The 23710-nt window shown below is 49.5% G+C and carries 26 protein-coding genes and 1 tRNA gene; 12 read left to right on the forward strand and 15 right to left on the reverse strand.

Annotated elements, in window-relative coordinates; genetic code table 11:
* Window positions 1-16 precede the first annotated feature (16 nt).
* The 7 genes from EVJ28_RS05885 to EVJ28_RS05915 form a co-directional block, all read right to left on the reverse strand.
* Window positions 17-211 (reverse strand): hypothetical protein, encoded by a 195-nt coding sequence (locus tag EVJ28_RS05885; RefSeq protein WP_131458717.1) that lies wholly within the window; start codon window positions 209-211, stop codon window positions 17-19.
* A 64-nt stretch (window positions 212-275) separates the two neighbouring features.
* On the reverse strand, window positions 276-806 hold the full coding sequence (locus tag EVJ28_RS05890; RefSeq protein ID WP_131458718.1) for a biotin transporter BioY: 531 nt from the start codon (window positions 804-806) through the stop codon (window positions 276-278).
* Window positions 807-916: 110 nt separating this feature from the next.
* Entirely contained in the window at window positions 917-2302 is a 1386-nt protein-coding gene (gene argH / locus EVJ28_RS05895; protein WP_131458719.1) for an argininosuccinate lyase, read from the reverse strand.
* Entirely contained in the window at window positions 2295-3506 is a 1212-nt protein-coding gene (locus tag EVJ28_RS05900; RefSeq protein ID WP_070327175.1) for an argininosuccinate synthase, read from the reverse strand. The genes argH and EVJ28_RS05900 overlap by 8 nt, the downstream gene beginning before the upstream one ends.
* A gap of 129 nt (window positions 3507-3635) precedes the next feature.
* Window positions 3636-4772, reverse strand: coding sequence for a CapA family protein (locus EVJ28_RS05905; RefSeq protein ID WP_236634063.1), 1137 nt, complete (start codon window positions 4770-4772; stop codon window positions 3636-3638).
* Between the two features lie 138 nt (window positions 4773-4910).
* A complete protein-coding gene (gene putP / locus EVJ28_RS05910) occupies window positions 4911-6398 on the reverse strand; it encodes a sodium/proline symporter PutP (RefSeq protein WP_131488242.1) in 1488 nt (495 codons plus the stop codon).
* Between the two features lie 127 nt (window positions 6399-6525).
* Window positions 6526-7083 (reverse strand): DNA-3-methyladenine glycosylase I, encoded by a 558-nt coding sequence (locus EVJ28_RS05915; protein WP_131458722.1) that lies wholly within the window; start codon window positions 7081-7083, stop codon window positions 6526-6528.
* Between the two features lie 103 nt (window positions 7084-7186).
* On the opposite strand from EVJ28_RS05915, the gene EVJ28_RS05920 reads away from it, so the two are divergent.
* Window positions 7187-7807, forward strand: a complete 621-nt coding sequence (locus tag EVJ28_RS05920; protein WP_131458723.1) for a DedA family protein — start codon at window positions 7187-7189, stop codon at window positions 7805-7807.
* Window positions 7808-7844: 37 nt separating this feature from the next.
* On the opposite strand, the gene EVJ28_RS05925 is transcribed toward EVJ28_RS05920, so the two are convergent.
* From EVJ28_RS05925 to EVJ28_RS05935, 3 genes are read right to left on the reverse strand one after another with little or no spacing between them, the layout of a single operon-like run.
* Entirely contained in the window at window positions 7845-8255 is a 411-nt protein-coding gene (locus tag EVJ28_RS05925) for an arsenate reductase ArsC (protein WP_131458724.1), read from the reverse strand.
* A 6-nt stretch (window positions 8256-8261) separates the two neighbouring features.
* On the reverse strand, window positions 8262-9455 hold the full coding sequence (locus tag EVJ28_RS05930; protein ID WP_131458725.1) for a cation:proton antiporter: 1194 nt from the start codon (window positions 9453-9455) through the stop codon (window positions 8262-8264).
* A gap of 37 nt (window positions 9456-9492) precedes the next feature.
* Window positions 9493-9912, reverse strand: a complete 420-nt coding sequence (locus EVJ28_RS05935; protein WP_070327182.1) for a GNAT family N-acetyltransferase — start codon at window positions 9910-9912, stop codon at window positions 9493-9495.
* Window positions 9913-10033: 121 nt separating this feature from the next.
* Here EVJ28_RS05935 and EVJ28_RS05940 point away from each other — a divergent pair, with 121 nt between their 5' ends.
* From EVJ28_RS05940 to EVJ28_RS05960, 5 genes are all read left to right on the forward strand, one after another.
* Window positions 10034-10591 carry a glycerol-3-phosphate responsive antiterminator gene (locus EVJ28_RS05940; protein ID WP_131458726.1) on the forward strand — a complete coding sequence of 186 codons (558 nt, stop codon included), beginning with the start codon at window positions 10034-10036 and terminating at the stop codon, window positions 10589-10591.
* Between the two features lie 38 nt (window positions 10592-10629).
* Window positions 10630-11334 (forward strand): SDR family NAD(P)-dependent oxidoreductase, encoded by a 705-nt coding sequence (locus EVJ28_RS05945; protein WP_131458727.1) that lies wholly within the window; start codon window positions 10630-10632, stop codon window positions 11332-11334.
* Between the two features lie 115 nt (window positions 11335-11449).
* Window positions 11450-12298 (forward strand): HD domain-containing protein, encoded by an 849-nt coding sequence (locus tag EVJ28_RS05950; protein ID WP_131458728.1) that lies wholly within the window; start codon window positions 11450-11452, stop codon window positions 12296-12298.
* Window positions 12299-12511: 213 nt separating this feature from the next.
* The gene (locus tag EVJ28_RS05955; protein ID WP_131458729.1) at window positions 12512-13501 is read left to right on the forward strand and encodes a sodium:calcium antiporter; all 990 of its coding nucleotides are present in this window, start codon (window positions 12512-12514) and stop codon (window positions 13499-13501) included.
* 110 nt (window positions 13502-13611) lie between these two features.
* Complete coding sequence (locus tag EVJ28_RS05960; RefSeq protein WP_131458730.1) at window positions 13612-14673, forward strand: bifunctional glycosyltransferase family 2/GtrA family protein; 1062 nt, start codon at window positions 13612-13614, stop codon at window positions 14671-14673.
* 27 nt (window positions 14674-14700) lie between these two features.
* Here EVJ28_RS05960 and EVJ28_RS05965 read toward each other — a convergent pair whose 3' ends face one another.
* From EVJ28_RS05965 to EVJ28_RS05975, 3 genes are all read right to left on the reverse strand, one after another.
* Window positions 14701-15267 carry a 3'-5' exonuclease gene (locus tag EVJ28_RS05965; protein WP_131470163.1) on the reverse strand — a complete coding sequence of 189 codons (567 nt, stop codon included), beginning with the start codon at window positions 15265-15267 and terminating at the stop codon, window positions 14701-14703.
* A 67-nt stretch (window positions 15268-15334) separates the two neighbouring features.
* A complete protein-coding gene (locus EVJ28_RS05970) occupies window positions 15335-15667 on the reverse strand; it encodes a four-helix bundle copper-binding protein (RefSeq protein ID WP_131458732.1) in 333 nt (110 codons plus the stop codon).
* 116 nt (window positions 15668-15783) lie between these two features.
* Window positions 15784-15856 (reverse strand) — tRNA-Ala (locus tag EVJ28_RS05975).
* 142 nt (window positions 15857-15998) lie between these two features.
* Between EVJ28_RS05975 and EVJ28_RS05980 the strand changes: the two genes are divergently transcribed.
* Window positions 15999-16862 (forward strand): GRP family sugar transporter, encoded by an 864-nt coding sequence (locus tag EVJ28_RS05980; RefSeq protein ID WP_131488244.1) that lies wholly within the window; start codon window positions 15999-16001, stop codon window positions 16860-16862.
* Window positions 16863-17595: 733 nt separating this feature from the next.
* On the opposite strand, the gene EVJ28_RS05985 is transcribed toward EVJ28_RS05980, so the two are convergent.
* Window positions 17596-18084 carry a helix-turn-helix domain-containing protein gene (locus EVJ28_RS05985; protein WP_131488246.1) on the reverse strand — a complete coding sequence of 163 codons (489 nt, stop codon included), beginning with the start codon at window positions 18082-18084 and terminating at the stop codon, window positions 17596-17598.
* A 363-nt stretch (window positions 18085-18447) separates the two neighbouring features.
* Between EVJ28_RS05985 and EVJ28_RS05990 the strand changes: the two genes are divergently transcribed.
* A complete protein-coding gene (locus tag EVJ28_RS05990; RefSeq protein WP_161566950.1) occupies window positions 18448-18636 on the forward strand; it encodes a helix-turn-helix domain-containing protein in 189 nt (62 codons plus the stop codon).
* Between the two features lie 132 nt (window positions 18637-18768).
* Here EVJ28_RS05990 and EVJ28_RS05995 read toward each other — a convergent pair whose 3' ends face one another.
* A complete protein-coding gene (locus EVJ28_RS05995) occupies window positions 18769-19452 on the reverse strand; it encodes a YiiX/YebB-like N1pC/P60 family cysteine hydrolase (protein ID WP_161566951.1) in 684 nt (227 codons plus the stop codon).
* 72 nt (window positions 19453-19524) lie between these two features.
* Between EVJ28_RS05995 and EVJ28_RS06000 the strand changes: the two genes are divergently transcribed.
* From EVJ28_RS06000 to EVJ28_RS06015, 4 genes are all read left to right on the forward strand, one after another.
* Window positions 19525-19887: a hypothetical protein gene (locus EVJ28_RS06000; protein ID WP_131488252.1), complete on the forward strand. Its 363-nt coding sequence runs from the start codon at window positions 19525-19527 to the stop codon at window positions 19885-19887.
* Window positions 19888-20090: 203 nt separating this feature from the next.
* Window positions 20091-21212, forward strand: a complete 1122-nt coding sequence (locus EVJ28_RS06005) for an ISL3 family transposase (RefSeq protein WP_145963150.1) — start codon at window positions 20091-20093, stop codon at window positions 21210-21212.
* A 324-nt stretch (window positions 21213-21536) separates the two neighbouring features.
* Complete coding sequence (locus tag EVJ28_RS06010) at window positions 21537-22766, forward strand: hypothetical protein (protein ID WP_131488256.1); 1230 nt, start codon at window positions 21537-21539, stop codon at window positions 22764-22766.
* Between the two features lie 48 nt (window positions 22767-22814).
* Window positions 22815-23414, forward strand: a complete 600-nt coding sequence (locus EVJ28_RS06015) for a tetratricopeptide repeat protein (protein WP_131488258.1) — start codon at window positions 22815-22817, stop codon at window positions 23412-23414.
* The last annotated feature ends 296 nt before the right edge of the window (window positions 23415-23710 follow it).

The raw sequence follows: 23710 nt of genomic DNA on the forward strand, positions 1-23710 counted from the left end.
GTCCGTGGACGGGGTTTTAGCGTCTAGAAATATGATCAATGTTCTCTTGGATTTCGCCAACTTTGCTCTTCGCTTCACGGAGTCGTCGTTCGAACGCCTCTGTGTCGCGTTTCTCATGACGCGATTCATCTTTGCCGCGCTTTGGTCCTTTTGTGGAGCGATGGAGATGGGTCGCTTTCATCAAGCGTTTTTTAAACGTTGAATCGCTCATAAGGACACCCCCCTTCCATACTATATAAGTTCCACATAAGGGAGAAGGCGAAACGTTTGAACACTCACGAAGCAAGTAAATGTCGGACTTGCGAATTTGCCGAGACTTTGACGGCGATGGCTGCGGCGAGCACCGCTTTAATGACGTCGCCGAAGATGAACGGGATGTTCACTTTAAGCGCATCGATAAACGATAGACCGAATACGGCTTGGAGGCCGAGGCTGCCGACGAGATAGACGAAGCCGAGACCGATCAACAGGTTGTAGGCGATAAGGGCGGGGAAAGAGCGATATCGTTCTGACAACCACCCGATCAAGTAAGCGGCAAGCGGGAACGCGATCAAATAACCGACCGTCGGGCCGACGAACGGGGCCAAGCCGCCGGAACCGCTGAGCACCGGGAGACCGATCATTCCGAGAAGTAGATAGACGACGACGGCGAGTCCGCCTTTTTTCGCACCGAGAATGGCGCCGATCGTCATGATGCCGAGCATTTGCAGCGTGATCGGGACGGGTCCAATCGGGATGGCGACAGAACCGATACTAGCCAGCAATGCGGCACCGATGGCCACTTGTGTCAAATCATGAATCTTCATATGTAAACCTCTTTTCTGTTAACGTTGACTATATATAGGTTAACATCTAGTGATTTACGTTGGCAAGCATAAAATGAGCACCTGGTCATGAGTGGCCAGGTGCTTTCGTGTCAACTCGTTGGTTGATGAAGTTTGGTGGCCGCTTCCGTAAGTTGCGTCCGTACCGCATCGAAGCCGGTCCCGCCGTAGCTATTCCGGCGTTTGACGGCCGTGACCGGTGAGAGTGCCTCGTAGACGTCAGTCCCGATCAAAGTGGAGTGGGTTTGATACGTCTCTAAAGGAAGCTCTGACAAGTAGAGGCGCTGCTCGATACAGTAGCGGACGAGCGTACCCGTCACTTCGTGGGCCTCGCGGAACGCCAGTCCTTTCGCGGTCAAGTAGTCGGCGAGCTCGGTCGCGTTCGAAAAATCGCGCTCGGTCGCTTGTTTCATCGTCTCGGCGTGGAACGTCATGTCTTGAATCATGCCGGTCATGATGCTCAAACTACCTTGAAGTGTCTTGACCGTGTCGAACATACCTTCCTTATCTTCTTGCAAGTCCTTGTTGTAAGCGAGCGGCAGACCTTTCATGATCGTGAGTAGACCCATCAGGTTACCGATGACGCGACCCGATTTGCCGCGGACGAGCTCGGCCATGTCGGGGTTTTTCTTTTGCGGCATCATGCTCGAACCAGTCGAGAACACGTCTGAGATCGTGATGAATTTAAATTCTTCGCTGCTCCACAAAATCAGTTCCTCACAAAACCGGGACAAGTGCATCATCAGGAGTGACGCGTTCGACAAATATTCTAAAATGAAATCACGGTCGCTGACGGCGTCGAGGCTGTTCGGATAGACCCGGCTGAAACCGAGCAGCTCGGCCGACCGATGGCGGTCGATCGGGAACGTCGTCCCGGCGAGCGCGCCGGCACCGAGCGGACTCATATCGATCCGTTTCAAACTGTCACTGAAGCGTTCCTTGTCACGGTCGAGCATCCAAAAATAAGCGAGCAAATGGTGGGCGAGCGAGACCGGTTGCGCCCGTTGCAAGTGCGTGTAGCCAGGCATGATCGTCTCGACGTTGTTTGCCGCATGGTTATAGAGCGCCGTCTGTAGTGCTTCAATGCCTTCGATCGTCTCACCGACGCGACGCTTCAAATATAGGTGCATGTCGGTCGCGACTTGGTCGTTTCGACTGCGCGCCGTATGCATCTTCCCGGCGACCGGACCGATTTCCTCGCGAAGTAACGACTCGAGGTTCATGTGGATGTCTTCATGGAACACGCTGAACGACAGCTCGCCGGCTTGTGCTTTCTCAGCGAGGGTGTTCAGACCGCCGATGATCTGTTCGGACTCGTCAGCGGTTAAAATGTGCTGGTCCCCGAGCATCGTCACATGGGCGATGCTCCCTTCGATATCTTCTAGCACGAGCTGGGCGTCGAAATGGATCGAGGCACCGAACTCGTCGACCCATTCGCTCGCTGTCTGCTCGAACCGTCCCCCCCATAGTTTACTCATGGGGCATCAATCCTTTCTCGGCTAACACTTCGGCCTGGACTTTTGTCGGTAGGCCCCAAAGTTTGATGAAGCCGACGGCAGCCTGTTGGTCGAACGTATCGGCTGACGTGTACGTGGCAAGTTGTTCATCATAGAGCGAGATTGGCGACTTCCGTCCGTCGACGATGGCTTGACCTTTGAACAGTTTCATCCGCACCGTTCCGGTCACCGTCTGTTGTGTCTCATCGATGAAAGCGAGGAGTGCTTTCGTGAGCGGTGAATACCACAGGCCATTATAGATCGTCTCGGTCAATTTTTGTTCGACGATCGGCTTGAAATGGGCGACTTCACGAACGAGCGTCAACGCCTCGAGCGCGTGGTGTGCCGTGATCAACGTCATCGCCCCAGGTGCCTCATACACTTCACGCGACTTGATACCGACGACCCGGTTCTCGATATGATCGATCTTGCCGATCCCGTGGGCGCCGGCGGCGATGTTCAATTGTTCAAGGATCGACGTGAACGTCGCTGGTTTCCCATCGAGGGCGACCGGGACGCCTTGTTTGAATTCGATCTCGACGTACGTCGGTTCATGCGGCGTATCCTCGAGCGGCGCCGTCAATTCATAGGCGCTTGCTGGCGGAGCGGCCCACGGGTCTTCGAGGATGCCACACTCGACGGCACGACCCCAAATATTTTGGTCGATCGAGAACGGTTCTGCTTGCACGATCGGAATCGGGATATCGTGTTTGGCGGCGTAGGCGATCTCTTCTTCCCGCGACCATTTCCATTCCCGGACCGGTGCGATGATCTCGAGCGACGGATCGAGCGCGTGGATCGATACTTCGAACCGGACTTGATCGTTGCCTTTGCCGGTACAGCCGTGAGCGACAGCGACGGCTCCTTCGGCTTGTGCGACCTCGACTAGCTTTTTCGAGATGAGCGGCCGTGATAAGGCGGAGACGAGCGGATAGACACCTTCGTACATCGTGTGAGCCTGCATCGAGTAACGGGCGAAGTCATTGACGAACTCATCAACGGCATCGATGACGACTGATTTGACGGCGCCGACCTTGAGCGCTTTCTGTTGGATATGCTCCAAATTTTTGCCTTCCCCGACGTTCAAACAACAAGCGATGACGTCATACCCTTGTTCGTTCAACCATTTGATGGCGACCGAAGTATCCAATCCACCTGAATAAGCTAATACGAGTTTTTGTTTCATTTCGTTGCACCCCTTATACATAATTATTCATCTGTTTTTATAAATATACAACTTACATTAAAGGATGCTGGGGTGGAAAGCAATGGTTTTCCTAAAAAAAAAAAAGAACCACTTATGAAAAGTGGTTCGTCACTGAATGATCTCGAGTTCTGGCATCCATTGTTTCATATGCTCGCTCGTCTCGTTGAATAGCTCAGGTTTGGCGGACTGGAGAGGGACGACCTCGAAATGGCCCGCGCTCGATTGCCGTGTGAACGTCGGATAGAACATCGGGTTCGTGAGCTCAAACGTCGATTCGCCGTCGATGGTCGTCTTGACGATGTCGATACCGACGATGCCGCCCGTATTCCGCTCATCGCCTTGCTGGCCAGACAAGAAGTTTCCGAGTGAGTAGGCGACGAACGTTCGATTGCCTGCAGCGCCGTCGACCCAGGCCGTCGGCTGCAGGACGTGCGGATGATGGCCGATGATGATATCGACACCAAAATCGGACAGTTGTTGGACGAGTGTTTCTTGCGATTCGTTCGGGAGCGGCTCGTACTCATTCCCGAAGTGGAGTGCGACGACGGTCAGCTCGGCGGTTTGTTCGGCTGCCTCGATGTCTCGTTTCATCGCTTCGACGTCAATGTAATTGACGTGATACGGCTGCTTCGGTACGACACCGTTCGTCCCATACGTGTAGGCGAGGAACGCAAACGAGATGTCGTTCGCGGTCAGCGTCCGGACGTTGGCTTTATCTGCTTCGGATAAGAACGAACCGGTATACGGCATATCAATTGAGTTCCAGTAGGCGATTGAATTCTCAATCGCTTTCACGCCGCGGTCGAGCGTGTGATTGTTCGCTGTCGTCACGAGGTCGATGCCTGCTTCTTGCAACGCATCACCGATCTCGTAGGGGCTATTGAAGGCGGGGTAACTCGACAACCCGATGTCACTGCCGCCGATCATGCTCTCTTGGTTGGCAACGGTAATGTCGGCCTCGGCCAAAGCGGGCGCAACTTTTTCAAACGCGGGGGTGAAGTCATAGCCGTCACCGCTCTTGGCGGCGTTGTAGACGGAGTCGTGCAATAAAATATCGCCGATCGCGTAAATGGACGTCGTCGTCACGACCGGTTCCGGTTCTTCGGGCACGGTCTCAAGCGGTTGTTCCGTCTCGACCGGCGGATTCTCAGTTTGCTCGGGTTGCGTAGTTTCGACATCGGCTGAGGTGCAGCCGAACAGGAAAAGGAGGGACAAAAGTAGGGCAGGTTGTTTTAGCAAGATCACTCGTTTCAAGTGAGTGGTCACTTCCTTTCGTTTAAAATCGAATGTGTATATAGAGGAGTTCGGCAAAAGCGCTAAATCTCCTTTTGTCACGACAGACAAAAAAGTACCGGGGTAGTGGATCCCGGTACTTTGTGCGGTTCAGATGCCTTCTTTTTTCAATATGTCCTCCATCTGTTCAAACTCGTTCGTGATTGTCGTGCTCGGTGGCGGTGTCATCAAGCTAACGACATAGATGGCAAGCGCCGATAAGAAGAACGCTGGAACCATCTCATACAGTTCACCGACGGTCCCGAACCAGTCGCTGGCGAAGTTCTTCCAGACGATGACGATGAACGCGCCCGTCAACATGCCGGCGAGTGCGCCTTGGCGCGTCGTCCGCTTCCAAAACAAGCTGAACAAGATGAGCGGACCGAACGAGGAACCAAAACCGGCCCAAGCGTAGCCGACGAGGTTCAAGATCGTATCATCGGCACCGAAGGCGAGCCAAATCGAGACGACCGAGACGAGAATGACGGTGATCCGGCCGACCATGACGAGTTCACGGTCACCTGCCTGTTTGCGGAAAAACTTCTGATAGAAATCGGTCGTCGCCGCACTAGACGAGACGAGCAACTGCGACGAGATGGTCGACATGATGGCGGCAAGCAGTGCCGCGAGTAACACGCCCGTGATCAAGTCGATGAATAATAGGTCTGATAGATTGATGAAAATATTTTCTGGATTGTCGATCTCAAGTCCTTGCTGCGTGTAGTAGGCGAGACCGATCAATCCGGTCGCCATCGCCCCGACGACGGTGAAGAGCATCCACGAGATGCCGATCCGGCGGGCCGTCTTAATATCTTGTAATTTTTTGATGGCCATAAAGCGGACGATGATATGTGGTTGTCCGAAGTAACCGAGCCCCCAGGCGAATAAAGACACGATCCCGATGAACGATTGGCCCGTCCACGGATCGAGCAGCGCCGAATCGATATCACCGATCGTTTGGAGCGCGTTCGAGACGCCATCGGTCGCCGTGATCGCGATCGCCGGGACGAAAATGAGCGCGAACAACATGATCAGTCCTTGGACGAAGTCCGTCCAACTGACAGCGAGGAACCCGCCGATGAACGTATAGAGGATGATGATCGACGCTAAAATCAAGACGCCCGTCACAAATTCGATGCCGAAGACGGCGTTGAACAACCGGCCGCCGGCCACGAAGCCGCTCGTCGCGTACAGTGTGAAGAAAATCAAGGTGACGGCGGCTGAGAACGTCCGCAGTGTGCCCCGAGAATCTTTGAACCGCTTCTCGAAGAAGTCTGGGATCGTGATCGCATCCTCCGACAAATATGAATACGTGCGTAAACGCGGGGCGACGAGGAGCCAGTTCAAGTAGGCGCCGATCGTCAACCCGATGACGATCCACCCACTCGAGAGGCCGGTCGCGAACATGGCGCCCGGCAAGCCCATCAGTAGCCAACCGCTCATGTCAGATGCCCCGGCCGACAAGGCGGCGACGCCTGGACCGAGCCCTCGTCCTCCGAGCATATAGTCGCCGATGCTCTCTGTCCGGCGATAGGCGACGACGCCGAGTACGACCATGAGCACCATGTAAATCGTTATGGAAACTAAAATCCCGTTCATGTAACAGCCCCCTCATTCAGTTGTGAAAACGTTTTCAAAATCTATATCTTATACCTTGACAAGATTTTGTCACAAAATTGAATCGGCTGCACGTTTATTTTTCGTCATTGACTAAAATAACAAAAAATCATTTAGCGGGGCAGTTGATCAGATGGTCGTTGACGAGACCGGTCGCTTGCAGATGGGCGTAAACGGTCGTCGGGCCGAGAAATTTAAAGCCGCGTCGTTTCAAGTCTGTGCTCAAGCGATGCGATAGCTCCGTCGTCGCCGGAACCTCTTCGACCGACGTCCAGTCGTTGTTGATGACGCTCCCGTCGACGAACGACCAGATGTACGCATCGAATGTACCGAACTCGTGCTGGATCTCGAGAAATCGTTTGGCGTTGTTGATCGACGCTTCAATCTTGCGGCGATTACGGACGATGCCATCGTTTGACAGCAGCCGTTCGACGTCGACATCAGTATAGTCGGCGACGCGCGTGACATCGAAATCGGCATACGCGCGCCGATAGTTCTCACGCTTCCGTAAGATGGTGATCCAGCTGAGCCCTGCCTGCGCGCTCTCGAGCGTCAAACATTCAAAGTGTTTTTTGTCATCATGAACCGGCTTGCCCCATTCCTCGTCATGATACCGAACGTAGTCCGGGTCTGTGCCGCACCAAGGGCAGCGTGTTGTCTCTTCCATGTCGGTTCAACTCCTTGTCGTTGTCGATTCATTTTAGCACGTCGGAACGATTGCCGACGTTCATGGACGGGTATAATACGTCATATTGGAGGTCGATGGATTTATGCGAGATTGGATGATCAGTATCATTGAACAATACGGTTATTTCGGCATCGCGTTCATGATCTTTATCGAGAACGTGTTCCCGCCGATCCCGTCAGAGGTCGTCTTGCTGTTCGGTGGGTTCTTTGCTGTCAAAACAAATTTGATCGTCTGGGTCGTCGTCTTGGCGGCGACAGTGGGCGCCATTTTAGGAGCGGTCTTGTTGTATGGGATTGGAGTGTATTTAGACGTCGAACAGATCGAACGGTGGACGAAACGGCACGGGAAGTGGATTCGACTCGATATCGATGACGTCCGAAAAGCGGACGCGTGGTTTGACCGCTATGGCGGCTGGATGGTCTTTTTTGGTCGGCTGATGCCGGTCGTTCGGAGTTTGATCTCACTGCCGGCTGGTATGTCGAACATGCCGTTCCTTAAATTTTTGCTGTTGAGCACGGCCGGAACGTTGATCTGGAATTCGATTCTGATTTATATCGGAATTCGGGTCGGGGAGAACTGGGAATCGATCTTAGACTATCTCGACGTGTATTCATACGTGATGTACGCGCTTCTCGTCATCGCGATCATCGCTTTCGTCGTGTGGCGGAAGCGGAAACGGTCAAACAAAGCGTCATCGTTTTGACGGCGACTAAAAAACGGGTCCTCCTAAGAGGGCCCGTTTATTGATGAAGTTCAGGATGGTCGTTCAGAATCTGTACGCGCAACTGCTTCATCTTCGTGATGATTTGCGAACGTGTCTCCCGGAACGCTTCGATCGGCTGACCGGAAGGGTCATCGAGCCCCCAGTCGTCCCGATATGTCGTCGGTACGTACGGACACTCGACCCCGCAACCCATCGTGATCAAATAGTCGAGCCGGTCCGGAATCTCGTCAAGCCGTTTCGGATGTTGTCCCGACGGATCAAGACCGATCTCCCGGACGGCCTCGAGTGCGAGCGGCTTTACTTCCGGATAATCTTCCGTGCCGGCTGAATGGACGCGGGCGATATCTCCGAGCACATCGCGTCCGATTGCCTCTGCCATTTGAGAGCGGCATGAATTATGAATACATACGAATGCAACTTCAACCATGAGTTTTCAGTCTCCTTTATCGGTTTGGTCAGATTTTCTATCGGTTTCCTCGGGCAAGACTCTTTTGAGCGTCTGCTCCATCTTCGCTGCTAAACTTTCAGAGAAGCGGAACAAGACGATGCCGATGATGGCGGAAACGAAAATGTATAACCCGACGAACAAGTTGATGGCCCCGTTCGAGAGGGCGGTGAAAAGAATCGAGAATTCGCCTCGAGGTGCGAGCGAGAAACCGGCCTCGTTCGCTTGAATCCGCGTCAAGCCGTACAGCCTGCCGCCGACACGCCCGACGATCCACTTCGACAGCACGCCCCAGACGATCAACACAAAGAAGAGAGTGTTGATGATCACTCCTTGCTCGAGGTTGATTGAGATTCCGAATGAGATGAAAAAAATCGGTAAGAATAAGTCGCGGACCGGCACGGTCAGACGTTTTAACGGTCTGACGTCGTGAATGCCGGCCAACATGATTCCGGCGATGAACGCCCCGAGTATCTCCGATAATCCGAATATCATGCCGATGCCCGCGAAGAACAAGATCAAGCCGATCAAGCCGATGCTCGCATCGTCCTGAAGTAGCATATGCTTCGCGATCTTCGGTTGTTTCGTGACGAAGCGTGAGCCGACAAATAACAAAACACCGAACACGAGAAAACCGACGAACACTTTGCCGATGTCAGAGAAAGCGATCGGTTCGTCTTGAATGATGAACGGAGCGACGGTCAAGATGAGCGGTGCGAAGATGTCTTCAAAGATGAGCAAGGCGAGCACGAATTCTTTAATATCTTCGTGCTTGTCCGTGTTCCGTTCGAGCAACCGGGCAGAGATGGACGAGCTCGTCGCATAAAGGACGGCCCCGATCAAGAAAGCTTGCGAAAAATCGAGCCCGAACAGCAAAGCGATGCCGATGGTGACACCGAACGCGAGCGCGATGTCTAAAACGCCTGCTTTCCACACTTGTTTCATCCGCTTGACGAGCTCTGTTAACGGGAACTTCAGTCCGAGCAAGAAAAACAATAAGATGATCCCGATCTCACCGGCGACCTTGAACACTTCGTTCCCATCCCAGAAGAAGCCGACGGCGACCCCAATCGCGATAAATGCCAATATACTCGGGAAGAAAAATCGCTCGAAGATGAGGCTAAGAACGGAGATGACGGTCAGTCCTAAACCGAGTAAAATGATAATATTCAATAAATCCATACGTCACCCCTTTGTGACTAGTCGCCGTCCGCGGCGACTAGTCTTGATTCCACTGATATTCCATGCCGACCGATTCCGGCCGCGAGTAGTCAAAACCGAAATGTTTATACAGCCCGTCGGCCGGGATATCGGCAATTAAGCTGATGATGGCCGTTTCGTCCGCTTCTTTCAAGATCCAGTCCATCAAATGTTCCATAATCAGCTTCCCGAGCCCAAGGCCTTGGCAATCCGGGTCGACGACGATATCGGCCAGATGGAATACCATCCCCCCGTCCCCGACGACGCGACCCATGCCGACCATCTCATCGTTTCTATATAAGCACACACCGAATAGCGTGTTGGCCAGTCCTTTGATTGTCCCTTTATCTGAACGCTTTGGCATTCCCGCCTTGACCCTGAGCTGTTGATGTTGCTCCGGTGTCGGTGTTTCAATCCTTACCTCGACTTCGTTTACCATAAGATGAGTCCCCCTCCACACAAGTTGTAATCGTTTTCCCGCTATATTGAATTCATAAACCTTGATTTCATAAAGCCTTTGTCCGAATAATGAAAGAAAATGGAAAGGGTGTGGCGGCTAAATGTTTGAGAACCAATCGATTTTGCCCGCGCTTCGTGATATGCGAGATGTGGAAATTTTTCTAAAAAGTGAATTCGCCATCGGCGTCTTGCTCGAGATCCACATATCGCGTCTCGATGCGGTCTTTCAGTTGCTTGAGACGCACGGCAAGCAGGTCTTCGTCCATCTCGACTTGATCCAAGGATTGAAGGCCGACGAGTTCGCGACCGAATATATTTGTCAGTCGTATAAACCGTACGGTATCATCTCGACGAAAGGAAATGTGATCCTAAAAGCGAAACAAAAACATGTCAAGACGGTGCAACGCCTATTTTTGATTGATTCGAGCTCGCTCGAAAAAAGCTATCGGTTAATCAATCGGACGCAACCTGATTATATCGAGGTCTTGCCGGGACTCGTCCCTAAGTACATCCGGCTCGTCAAAGAACAGACGGGGATCCCGGTGTTCGCGGGCGGCTTGATTTCGTCGCTTGACGAAGTTGAGCAAGCACTCGCGGCCGGAGCGACGGTCGCGACGACGTCCGATCAAGCACTTTGGCGTGCGGCAGGACTTAAGTAAGCACATTCCGGGTAAATGATGTCGAGGAGGGATAGAAGATGAAACAGACAATGATCATTACAGGAGTCAGTCAAGGGATTGGTTACGCGCTCGCGCATCATTTTGCGGAGTCTTATCGCGTCATCGGACTCGACATCGGAGAGGACCCGTTGCTTCGTGATGTGACGTTCATGCAGATGGATTTAGGCAACCATGAGGACGTGTCCAACACTTTCAAGAAGATTGGACAAGACTTTGGTGTCGCGCATATTCTCATCAATAATGGGGGCGTGTCGTCACTTGAGACCCCGATCGAAGAGTTGGACGTCGAGACGTTTAAACATGTCATCGATGTCAACCTTGTCGGGACGTTTGCTTGTTCAAAAGCATTTTTGACGCTAAATAAAGGCGCGGAGTATGGACGCATCATCAATCTCGCTTCGACGCGTGCGCACCAAAACGAACCGGACTGGGAAGCGTACGGAGCGTCAAAAGGTGGGATTGTCGCATTGACCAATTCGATGGCCGTCTCGCTCGCGGCTCGACCGGTCACGGTGAACGCGATCAGCCCAGGTTGGATCCATACGTCCGACGACCCGTTGCGAGACGTCGACCATCGTCAACATCCGTCGGGCCGGGTCGGTACGACGACAGATATCGTCCGTGCCGTTACGTACTTGATCGATCCGATGAACGATTTCGTGAACGGACATAACCTCGTCGTCGATGGTGGAATGACAAAGAAAATGATTTACGAGTCTTGATGAAGTCTGCCGGTAGGACCATTACCCTATATTTTAAATGCGGATGTGAGTGATAAGTCCTAGTCATGGGTATAACAGGAAGGAGTGAGTAAACAAATTTGAAGGGGGAAACGTCGTGCACCAGCTGATCGAAGAGGCTTTACGCTTTGCGGCCGTCCGTCATGACGGGCAGTTTCGCAAAGGGACGAACATTCCGTATGTGACCCACCCGGTCGCCGTCTCGATGTTGCTCGTCGAAGACCGACAACCGATTCCGGTCGTAGCGTCCGGACTGCTCCATGACTTACTAGAAGACACGCTGACGACGGCCGAGGAGATTGAACAGGAGTTCGGACGAGAAGTCGCCCGGTTAGTCCAAGCCGTCTCGGAACCGGGGAAGCATCACTCGTGGGAAGAACGTAAGCGGATGACGATTCAGAAAGTGCACACGCTCCAGTATGATGAAGTCGCGCTTCTAGCGGCAGACAAGTTACATAATCTGCGCTCGATCCGACTCGACATTGAGCGTGAAGGCAAGCAGGTGTGGGGACGGTTCAAGCGACCGCTTCGTGATCAGTCTTGGTACTATCATGAGCTGCTCCACGCGCTCCAACCTTTCAGTCAGACGACGAGTTTGATCGATGAATTTGAGATCGAGTTGAATTTGCTGTTCTACGGTGTCGAAGAAGGCCGTGACGAGAAGTTGAACAAACTGTTCGATGTGATCGGGCATGGGTTCCACGAAGACGATTGGCTCCAAGAGTCGTCGACGCTTTGTCAAACTGCTTACGAGTTGAACGAGTCGATGCGGGAAGGCTATCGTCACGGCTCTGAAGCGGAACAGGTCGAGCTCGAGATGCTGAAAGACCAACTGCAAGCAAGCGGTCTTAGACAAGACTTGTCAATTCCCGTCTTGCAAGCAATCAACGAATTATCTTACCGGGCCGCGCTCCGGTCTGAGGACGTCATCACGTTGTTGAAGTGAAATGATTGTCAAGTGACCTTGAACGTGTTATATTCATCGTGAACATGAGAAGGGGAGTAGCGACCACGAACGTGGTCGATGGGTCGTCATTACGGTGCATGTGCACTCGGTCCATCGAGCTTCTTACCAAGTCCGCAAGACCTTTTTATGGATGCTTTTTTGGCGTCCATAAAAAGGTCTTTTTGAATTCATGAAAAGGGGAGAAAAATTTATATGGTATTTATTTACTTTATTTTGGCCGCTGCGATTACAGTGTATGCTGCCATCAAATTATCGACGTACGCTGATGTCATCAGTGAGAAGTCGACGATGAGCGGGATGCTCGTCGGGACGGTCCTGTTAGCCGGGGCGACGTCACTTCCGGAAGTGACGACGAGCGTATCCGCCGTCTTGATCAACAACCCAGATATCGCGATCGGGAACATGCTCGGTTCGAACTTGTTCAACATCTTCATTTTGGCGATGTTCGATCTATTTTATCGTCAAAAGCGGCTGTTCAATGACGCGAGTCGAGACCACCTATATACGGCCAGTCTCGGATTGATGTTGACGCTCGTCACGATGGTCGCGCTTCTGATCCGGATTGATTATACGGTACTAGGAATTGGCATTGACGCGATATTAATTGCCGTCTTGTATGCGATTGGGATTTACTATATCGGGAAGCGGCCTCAAGAGCCGACGGCCGAACGCGAAGTCGAGCAAGAAGTCGGTGCGAGTGTCACTGATACGATTTCAGTGAAACAAGCCGGCGTCGGGTTCGTTATCGCGGCACTCGTCATCATGGCGGCCGGGACGGCGCTGTCGATCACGGGTGACCAGATCGCTGTCGTCACAGGGCTCGGCTCAAGCTTCGTCGGTAGTTTCTTGATTGCGGCGTCGACGTCGCTGCCTGAAGCGGTCGCGGTATTCGTCGCCTTGAAACTCGGTAACGTCAACTTGGCGTTCGGCTCGATCCTAGGGAGTAACATCTTCAACATGCTCATCATCGCCATGTCGGACGTATTTTATCAGAACGGGTCGATTTTAGCGGATGTGTCGGCATCACACTTGGTCACGGCCATCGGGATCACGATCCTATCGATTTTGGTCATGTACAGCGTGCTTCGACAAGACGTGACATCGAAAGTCAGATACGCCCTTCCTTCGGTTCTCGTCGTTTTTGTCTACGCCGTTTCTTCCTATCTCATCTTTACCGGATGAATCATCAGCTCGTTGATTTGACGTGATGGCGCAAAGCCATCACGTTTTTTTCTTGTCCCGGTATCACTTTCGTCTGACTGGGGTATAAGAGGAAAGAAGGAGGGGTGGCGATGCAAATGCATGCCGTGGAACGTTTAGACGACTATGTCGTGTTAATACCGGCCTATAACCCTGACCAGGCGCTCGTCACACTGGTCCGGGAGTTGAAAGACAAAGGGTTCGTCCATGTCATCATCGTGAACGACGGTAGTGCCGATACGTGCCGCGTCGTGTTCGATGACGTAAAGGCGGACGTCTCCGCTGTGCTCGAGCATGAACAAAACGCCGGCAAAGGCGCAGCGCTAAAGACCGGGCTCCGTCACATCGTCGACGCATATCCTGAGACGACCGGCGTGATCACCGTCGATGCGGACGGACAACATCTGCCGGCGGACGTCTGTAACCTGTACGATGAAGGGGTGAAGTGGCCGCATCATCTGATCATGGGCTGTCGTGATTTCTCGTCGCCTGCGATTCCGTTCCGGAGCCGGTTCGGCAATCAAATGACGAGATTTGTTATGTTGCTCGGCAGCGGTCTCCGGCTGAACGACACACAGACCGGACTTCGGGCGATTCCGCTCCGCTACGCCAAGCAACTGATTGATATTCCGGGCAACCGCTATGAGTTCGAGATGAACATGTTGACGTTCACGAAACGACTGCAAGTACCGATTCATCAAACACCGATCGAAACGGTATACGTTGACGAGAACGCGTCCTCGCATTTTCGTCCAGTCATCGATTCGATTCTCATTTATCGAATGTTTTTGGCCTATTCTTTATCATCAGTCGCTTCATTCTTAATGGACATCGGCGTCTACGCGTTGTTGATCTTCTTATTGAATCCATGGTTCGAATCAGTCCATGTCATCGTGGCGACGGTTTTGGCGCGCATCGTGTCTTCGTTATTCAATTATTACGTCAACCGGAAAGTCGTCTTCAAATCGAAAGCGAAGCGCTCGATGTTGAAATACTTTGGGTTGGTCGCTGTGCAGATGGCGCTGTCGGCGAGTCTCGTCTACGTGTTGTTCCTTGTGTTTCGGGACGGCGAGGTCATCCTCAAGGTCGCCGTCGACAGCGGATTGTTCGTATTGAGTTACTACGTCCAAAAGAGATGGATCTTCAAACGCTGAAAGGCCCGACAGCTGTCGGGCCTTTCGTCAATAAGCGAGCGTTCCGAGTTTGACCGACGTGTAGCGGTGCAACTCGCGCACGTCGGCGATCCCGGTCTTGACCATCATATCGCGCATGAGCAGGGCGCAGACGCGGGCGTCCTCGGCGGCATCGTGGTGGATGAACGGAACGTTCAAATGCTCGGCCATCGTGTTCAACTTATGGTTCGGTAGCCCCGGATAGAGCTTGCGGGACAACTTGACGGTACAGCCGTATTCAATCGTCGGGAAAGAGAACAAGTCGTACTTGGCGATCGCTTTTCGGAGCGCGCCCATGTCGAACGCGGCGTTATGGGCCATGACGACGTCGACGGCGTTCAGAATCGGGTAGAGCTGTTCGAGCACTTCGGGTAATGCTGGGGCGTCCCAGACGTCGCTCGGGCGAATCCCGTGGACGCGAATATTGCCTTGGTCAAAGTCTTCCTCAGGATTGACGAGCCATTGGTTCGTCTCGACGACTTCACCGTCTGTCAGTAGACTCCAACCGACAGAGCAGATGCTCCGACTGTCGCGATTGGCCGTCTCGACATCGATGGCTAGAATAGAATGTGGCATAAAAGTTCCTCTCTTCTCAAAAAATCTGTACAAAAAAAGTCTAACACAAGGTTAGACGGGAAAGCGATCATGCGGCCGAGAGATGCCGGCACGCCTCGGCGCAGCGCAAGCAAGCTTCAGAGCAACGTTGGCAATGGTCGTACAAGTGACGCCCGCATTCGACGGCACACGTATCACACACTTGCGCACAGAGCGCCGCGATCGGTCTTGTGAACGCCGAGTCGGTTTCGAGCGCGTTCAAGGTGAGCGTGGCGACTTCGGCGCATTCTTTCGTCAACCGGATGCATTCCGAGACCATCAGCAGATCTTCTTCTTGTAAACATTTCGAGAAGCAATGATTGCTCGCTCGGATACAATCGATCACGGCCAAAATCGTCTCTTCGACAGCGGCTCGGTTCATTGGAAGTCCCCCTTAAGATAAATGATGTCTTAAAATCATTACCCGGTTCGTGTCGACTTAAACCGAGGCGGGGACACGAAAAAAGTCGGTCCACATCAGTGGACCGACTTAAGGAATGGAGCATAGCGGGCTCGAACCGCTGACCTCCACGCTGCCAGCGTGGCGCTCTCCCAGCTGAGCTAATGCCCCGTTGGAAATTATTATATCATTCTAATAAATGATTTGGCAACAAGAAAAACGAAAGAACTTTGAAAATCATTTTTGAAGTTTATTGGGCGCTAGAGCCGGGAAGAACAGACAGAATGTTATATTAAGAAAGCAGGTGCAACATATGGAGATGATTTTGCTGGCGCTACTGCCCGCACTCATGTGGGGGAGTATCCCGCTTATCGTATCTATTGTCGGCGGCAAGCCGATTCAACAATTGGTCGGCACGACGATCGGCGCGATGGTAATGGCGACTGTCATCGCGCTCGTCTTCAAACCAGAGTTCACGACGCTCGCGATCGTGACTGGTTTCATATCGGGTGTGTTCTGGGCGCTCGGACAATACCTTCAATTCCAGTCATTCCAAATTTTGAGCGTCTCGAAAGCGATGCCAATCAGTACAGGGATGCAGCTTGTCGGGACATCACTGTTCGGGGTCATCGTCCTTGGGGACTGGAAGACGCCGACTGAACTATGGCTCGGCTTCTCGGCCCTCGTCTTGATCATCATCGGGGCCGTCATGACGTCATATCAACAACATAAAGAATCTGACAGCAGTAGTGCTTTGAAAAAAGGGCTACTCGTGCTGCTCGTTTCGAGCATCGGTTACGTGACGTACGCCGTCCTCACCAACTACTTTGAGGTCGATGGCATCACCGCCATCCTACCGCAGTCACTCGGGATGTTCATCGCCGCGCTCTTGTTCAGTCTTCGTGAAAAAGATGTGAAAAAGTTTGATCCGAAGACGTTCAAGAACATCTTCGCCGGGCTTGCCTGGGGGATCGGGAACTTCGGGTTGTTCGTCTCGAGCGGAGAAGTCGGCATCGCGACGTCGTTCGCACTGTCTCAACTGAACGTCGTCGTGGCGACGCTCGGTGGCATTTACTTGCTAAAAGAAGAAAAGACGTCGAAAGAACGCGTCTTCGTCTTTATGGGGACCGGTCTGATCGTGGTCGCTGGATTCATGCTCGGGATTGCGAAGAGCTGAATGGATTTGTTAAGGATGGACCAGGTCGCTTGATGCGACTTGGTTCTTTTTTAGTTGACCAGGAATACTAGCTTTTATCTGGAATGATTGGAAAAATGAAGAATCGGAGGGGATAGAGTGGGAATATACATACTATAAATCATGAAAGGAAGTTAATTTAAGAGGATGAAGCAGTTTTGTTATTTCAGATACCTTATTGAAATTGATGATGTCTTTTTTTCGAAGTTAAAATTCTTGTTCTTTGGTAGAATTAAGTTTTAACTAATGAGTTACATGACAGAAATAATAGCATCTCGTTCCTCCTCTCGTTTCAAGCAACAAAAAAAGCCTTCCGATTGGAACGCTGCGTGCGTGTGCATTAGAATTTGATGTTCTGGTCGACCATCTCGGCGAAGCTTCGGTTCTGTTTTTGTTCTTTTGATGCCATAGTACACACTTCCTTCCCTTGATTCTTGATGTGCAACAGCACATCATTAAGGACAGTCGGATTCGGTGCGGTGGGTTTTTAGCCGTTCGCCCACGAACTCCGTTCCTCGTTGTGATGAGGAACTGTACAGGGTTTTTCGATTACCCGGAACGATGCGGTGACCTTGTGGCGAGTTTTAGGCGACTCTCGCCGAACCATCTATGCGTAAATCCCACCCACCCGGTCACTGATGAGGGACACGCCACTATGTAGTTGGGGGGAGACTATCCTTAAGGATGTGTTAGTACATTCCTACATCGGTGTCGCTTAATATCGAACTCTTTTTTGCTTTTTAACATGAATAAGCTCATCATCCGGGTTCTTGCGTTTGGCCATTACGTGAGCGTCACAGACAACCGTACGGATTCGATAGTAGAGTTGTGTCAGTTGTACTGCCTCTCCGCTTTCTTCCTCGATGCCGATGAACCCATGAAGTTCATAGGTCTTTCCATCGAACGTGCGGACGGAATCGGCCTGTGGCAACTCCTTCAGGTCAAACCAACGTCGCTCGAGTTTCGTGACGTTCCGTTTCACACCATATCCGAAGTCAATGGCGTCCCATGGTACTGTCGCAATTGTATGTCCGAACGCACGGGCCAGGTGATCGATGTCCGCAATCGATGGCACCGATCGATTTTGTTCATACTGGCTGATAGCTGGCTGTGAAATCTCTCCGAATGTCTTTTCCGATAGTTCGACCTGTGACCAGCCCGAGAGCCGGCGGTTCTCCTTCAACCACTCCCCGAATCGATACATGAGGCTTCCCCTTTCTGTAAACCAGAGCGGCGACCAAACAGATGTTTTCTTTTGTTGCTTAGAATATAATAGGAAACATCTATTTAGTCACCAGTTTTCTGATATGTCAGAATTTTACAGATTGCTACTTTTGTCGAAAAGCGCTCTAAAAAGAGATTAGCGAGCAACAGAAACTCAATAATCATTAATTTGTGTTACTACTATACAAATAAATTTATGACTTGAGAAAAGAACTGTAGGTTCACGGATTTCAAGAGATTTATATAGGTAGAGGAATAGAAGCGTTTATAAAGAATAAGAATGTAGAGAGTATTTTGATTGTGGGGTGAATGAGTGGAGTTAAACAAGGCAATCATCGAGCGGATGAAAGAACTCGCTGTTGAACGAAACATGACGATTAATCAAGTTATTCAAAAAGGCGGACTGAATCAAACTACGATTTCAGAATTAATGAATGGTCGTACCAAGCATCCAAAAGTTAGTACGATTCAAAAATATTGTGAAGGGCTCGGAATCTCATTAAGTGATTTTTTTAGTGATAAATTTCAATGAACTCAGAAAGGAAGAGATGATAAAACTTCTTTTTCCTTTCTGAGTTCTTAATATACGAATTCTAATTTTTAATCCCTTTCACGGTACAGATCTATTAACTTCATATGTAAGAACTTTCGTTCTTTAGCGAAGTTACTTGTAAGTTCCGATATAGTTCATGCCATATACCAAATTATTTGGCAACATGTATTCAGTTTGGATTTGAGGTCCGCTCGGACTACCAGTCCTAGAAACTTTTCCTATACTTGTACCCGTCTGTTTATATGCTTGATAAACGAATTTTGAACAGTAATTCCAAGAGACACCGCTTAGGGTCGTGGTAAAAATGTAATAATTTACTTTACTTATGTTATTTGTAGCCCAAGTACTCGCTCTTGAAGATGCCGCACTACTTGAATGCCGGTAAATTTTGACAGGGTATCCACTTTGTGCAGCTAAGTGTGTTGCTAATGTCACATTACGTGAAGGATTTGTAGGTAACACCTCTTTTACTCGCAAATCATTTCCCACGATTGCTACATGTCCAACGAAATTTGTGGCATCCCAAGATTTTGACGAAATCAAGATATCGCCTGTTCGAACGGTTATATTGGAATTGGGGTATTTGATACTCCCTCCACTGTTACCACCTGGATCCGTAATTGCAAATGTCCCTGTGCCAAAATCGTTTGAATTTGTTTCAATCAATTCAAAAGATTCGAAAGATATGGAATCCTCACTTGTAGCATCCTCTTCAGCATATGAGTGGGCCATCGGATAAAGTGAACCTAAAGTCAATACAATACTGAACAAGAAAATCTTAAAGAAATGTTTCACTTGAAAACCTCCTGTCATTATTTTTTAATTACATTATAAATATTACAATTTTGAAAAGGGGAGTGGTTTATTTTGTTAAAAAAACCATCAATTGTTTTCTTGTTAATTACAACCTTTATAGCGATTTTGATTTTTGTTTATTACACCTCTGAGAAAAATAGCAGAGAAGAATACCTTGTACAATTTCTTAGTGATAAATATTCTTACTTGCCCTCTTCCTATGACATAGAATCTGGAGGTTTTGACCAGTTCGGTTTTGCTTATCTTGTGACTTTCGATGATGAAAAAACAATCACTTATTATCTCTACGTTCAAAAAACGGACGGTAAAATGAATTTCTCGTATGGGGGTTATGATCCGGTTGAGAAAATCTCTAAACGTGACAAACAATTCAATCAAACTATGCTCGAACAGATAGACAAGGACAGGAAATAAATTACATTTTTAAAAATTTATGGCTTATCACCATAAGGTGTGGTTGACACATAAAATCCATAGGATTTTGAATTGAACATAGAAAAAAAGCGAAAACCCCGGTATCGTAATTGTTGCTTAGACAAACCACGATTGGAGTTTTCGCTTTGTCCCAACAGTTTATCAAATTACTTCTTCCACTTCCAGCCCTTTTTCAGATCCAAATGTCGTCAGACGAAGAACCAAACGTTTTTCCGGTCATCCCGGGTCGACATGACATCCCTTGTCCGCTGTGCCAGAGAAAGACCATCCTGCATTCGAAAAAGCGGCGTCGCTTTCGACACGGTCATGCGTGGAACGTCGGTGTACTCTGGATCGAACTGGATGTCCCACGTCAAAGATGCACCTCTTGTGATTTGACGTTCGTGTATGACTACGGTCTCGGGCTCGTCCGCACTTCCACCGAGGTTTTCCGGAAAGGCATCGCAGAACGTTGCCACGGACGGACGATCTCAGATGTCGCACGCGAGTACGGCCTCCCTTATACGACGGTGGAGCGCTGGTTCTATCAGTACGCTTCAGTGGAGACGATGGAGCGTGCAACGCACGTCCTGGTCGACGAGTTCGCCACGAGAAAGGGGCACCACTATGCGACAATCGTCCTCGATGCCAAGAGTGGCCAGCTTCTATCCATTGTCCCGGGCCGGGACGTGGCAGCCATCACGGCAGCACTTCAAGGCATATCCGGGGATATCCGTTCTGTCGTCAGTGATTTTGCACCGGCGATGGCGAAGGCCATCAACCATGTCTTCCCGGAGGCAGAACATATGCTGGACCGGTTCCACCTCGTCCAGTTCTTCACGGACGCCCTTCGCCGACGGCGTCGTTTTTTGAACGAGGCAAGACGCCATCACCACGTTCGCGTGATCGATCGTTCGCTCGCGCGTCGTCCGGAAACGCTGACTGGGGAAGACCGGGCGGTCGCCCGTTCCTGTATTCAGGAAGATCCATTCATTCGGAACCTCTATCAAGGTCTCCAGCATATCCGGTATGTGCTGAAGGCGACGTGCGAGATACAGGCGCAACGGCGGCTGACGGACTGGTTGGACCGTTATCAGTTCCATCCGTGCGGGCCCCTGGCGAAGATCGCGAAAGCGATCCGGGTCCGGAAGCAAGCGATGCGCCAGACCATCGTGTCAAGGCTGTCGAACGGGAAGATGGAAGGGACGAACAATAAGATCAAGCTCATCAAACGCCGTGGTTATGGCTATCGAAACCTCGAACGATTCTTTTTAAGATTGCGCCTCGAGATCGGTCGTCAAAATAGCAACCACGAGTTATGGTGATGAGCCAAAATAATTATTAATAAGTGAAGGATTGTAAGGTATCAAAGAGAATATTAACTAATATTGGATTTTTAATATGCAATTGAACTACATAATTAAATGAATCAAACTTGGTCAGTTGAAATAATCCCAAGCGTTAAAAGCCTGAGTGATCAATCAGAACGTTTAGTTTCATATCAAAAGATATGTTGTGCCAATTATATACATAAAGCATCTTTTGAAATTCACACAGGGTCAAGACCAAAAATTAAACGGAGTGATGCATCTAGGCTTTATATGATACTCTCTCACTTTTCTCTTCAATAACGAAAGGGGATTCATGAAATGTCTTTTGATCATGAGTTGTTTGAAGCGTTTAACAGCCAAATACAATATCTATTGAACACATATGACAAGGTATATCGAAGACAGGAAGATACACAGAAACTCGTTTCTAAAACCGTTGACACCATTCAGAATTTCACGGGTATGGACGAACTAGAAGTCGTTAATCACATTTTCGAGAGGGCTAAACTTCATGTGTCGCCTTTTGTTGGTGATAGAATCATCGCCGAATGCTTTCTTTATTTGTTCAATCGACAGAAAGCCAATCTTGAATTTGTTCCTTATGACAAAGAAGAAAACTTGGTGATGAGTTATCTTGACCTGTTAAAAGAAAAAATTACTAAAAACATGGCTCAACATATGGTTGAAACGCACAATGGCAGATACATTCTTCCTGTCTTTCACAGCTTAGGAGAGCTAGTGCAAGGTGTGGAACTTGAAAAAGGATACTTTAAATCATTTGAATATCGATCCACCCGAAAGAATGGATATAGCGATTATGACGATGAAGTAGATGACACAAACGAGGCTCTGTATTGGATCGCCGTAGGAGAAGGTGAAATCGACCCGTCTGAATCTCGAGAAACCACCTATCTGTCAAGGTATGATGAGGATGATGTGCCAATGTCAGACATGTACCGAAACGCCTTGAGATTCTCAGGATACGCTTTAGAGTTCTATTTTGATTTAATTTGTAATTCTCCTGATATTGATGACGGCTTCAAACAGCAACATTTGGAGAAAATTTTAATTCAACTAAAGGCTTTTATAGATACTTCTGAGATGCAGAAGTCGTTAAAAATGGTAAAAGAAAGGGTTATGAAGGATAAAATACAACCTTTCGTAGCCGCCAAAAATGAAAAGGATGACTCCTTCAAACAATTTGTGAGCGGCTATTCTCACAGCCTGTTAAGGGCAACTATTGATAATATTTATCATGTCCTGTCAACGAAACACGGGACGAGGGTGAGTTTCGGTCCTGAAGGAGCCAAAGAGTTTATTGGTAGTATATTATTGGCTGAGTTTGACCCATCTACGCAAGAATATGTGTTCTTCGGTATCGAGAAAGTCTTTGAAGAAGAATGGGGAGCATTAACATTCAGCAACTATATGGATAACGTCATCCATGAGAAGAGCGTGATCACCTACAATTCATGGAGTGACGTATTTCACTATTTGAATGACCATCATCTTTGGATTCGGACTCATGAGTGTTCTAGAAACGGCTAACCTATTAGACAATCAATGCCCTAAAATTTAAAACGAGGTGAGAATATAATGGGAAATCTTGAAGACAAATTCAAACGTTATTATTCGAACGACAACGGTAAAAGCGTAGATGAGTTGATAAGACTCGGGTACTCTGCCCATCAGAACGGTCAAAAAATCGAGGCCATCAAGTATCTCGAAAATGCGTTGGGCAAAATCAACAGTTCCAGTTCGGCCAATGTCAAAAACGAGCTTTTTAACATCAAATTGTATCTAGGCGTCAACTATAAACGTGTCGGTGACTACCAGAAATCTTATTCTATCTACAAAGAACTGCTGCAGATGATTCAGCACCCGGATGATGCTTGCGAAATTCATAACGCTCTCGGGAAAATTTGTTACCTTCTAGGCCGACGTGAGGAATCGACGAATCACTATATGTCATCCATCAAGTACGCAAACGATGATAATATAAAGATGAATCTCTTTCACCATTTAGGTCACGCAGCAATTGACTTAGGTGATACCCGACAACTTCCTCCTGAATGGAAGGCACAGATCATCGAATATAAAAAATCGATCAACGGGGAATCACATTCCTATAATCCTAATCTCATTGAAACCTACATTAATTTCGGGATTGAGACTTGGAATCTAAACAAACGTTGAATTATCTTTTTAGCAAACCGGGACATGGGATGAATCGTATCCCATGTCCTGTTATATTATCAATTAACTTGTGATAATATAGGAAACTCACAAGTTAGCTAAATCTATTTAAATTCTCACCGCCACTACAATAGTTAATGCTGGAATAGTTGAAAAGACGCGACCATATTGAACTGAGCCCTGTTTTTCGGACAGTTTAATAAAAAGTGCGTCGTCTTTTATGCGGCGATCAGATGGCTCCGGTATTGCTCCGGAGTCATTTTTTTTAGGTTCCATTGCTTGCGTTCACTATTGTA

The organism is Exiguobacterium sp. SH3S3 (assembly GCF_004337115.1).
Taxonomy (GTDB): domain Bacteria; phylum Bacillota; class Bacilli; order Exiguobacteriales; family Exiguobacteriaceae; genus Exiguobacterium; species Exiguobacterium aurantiacum_A.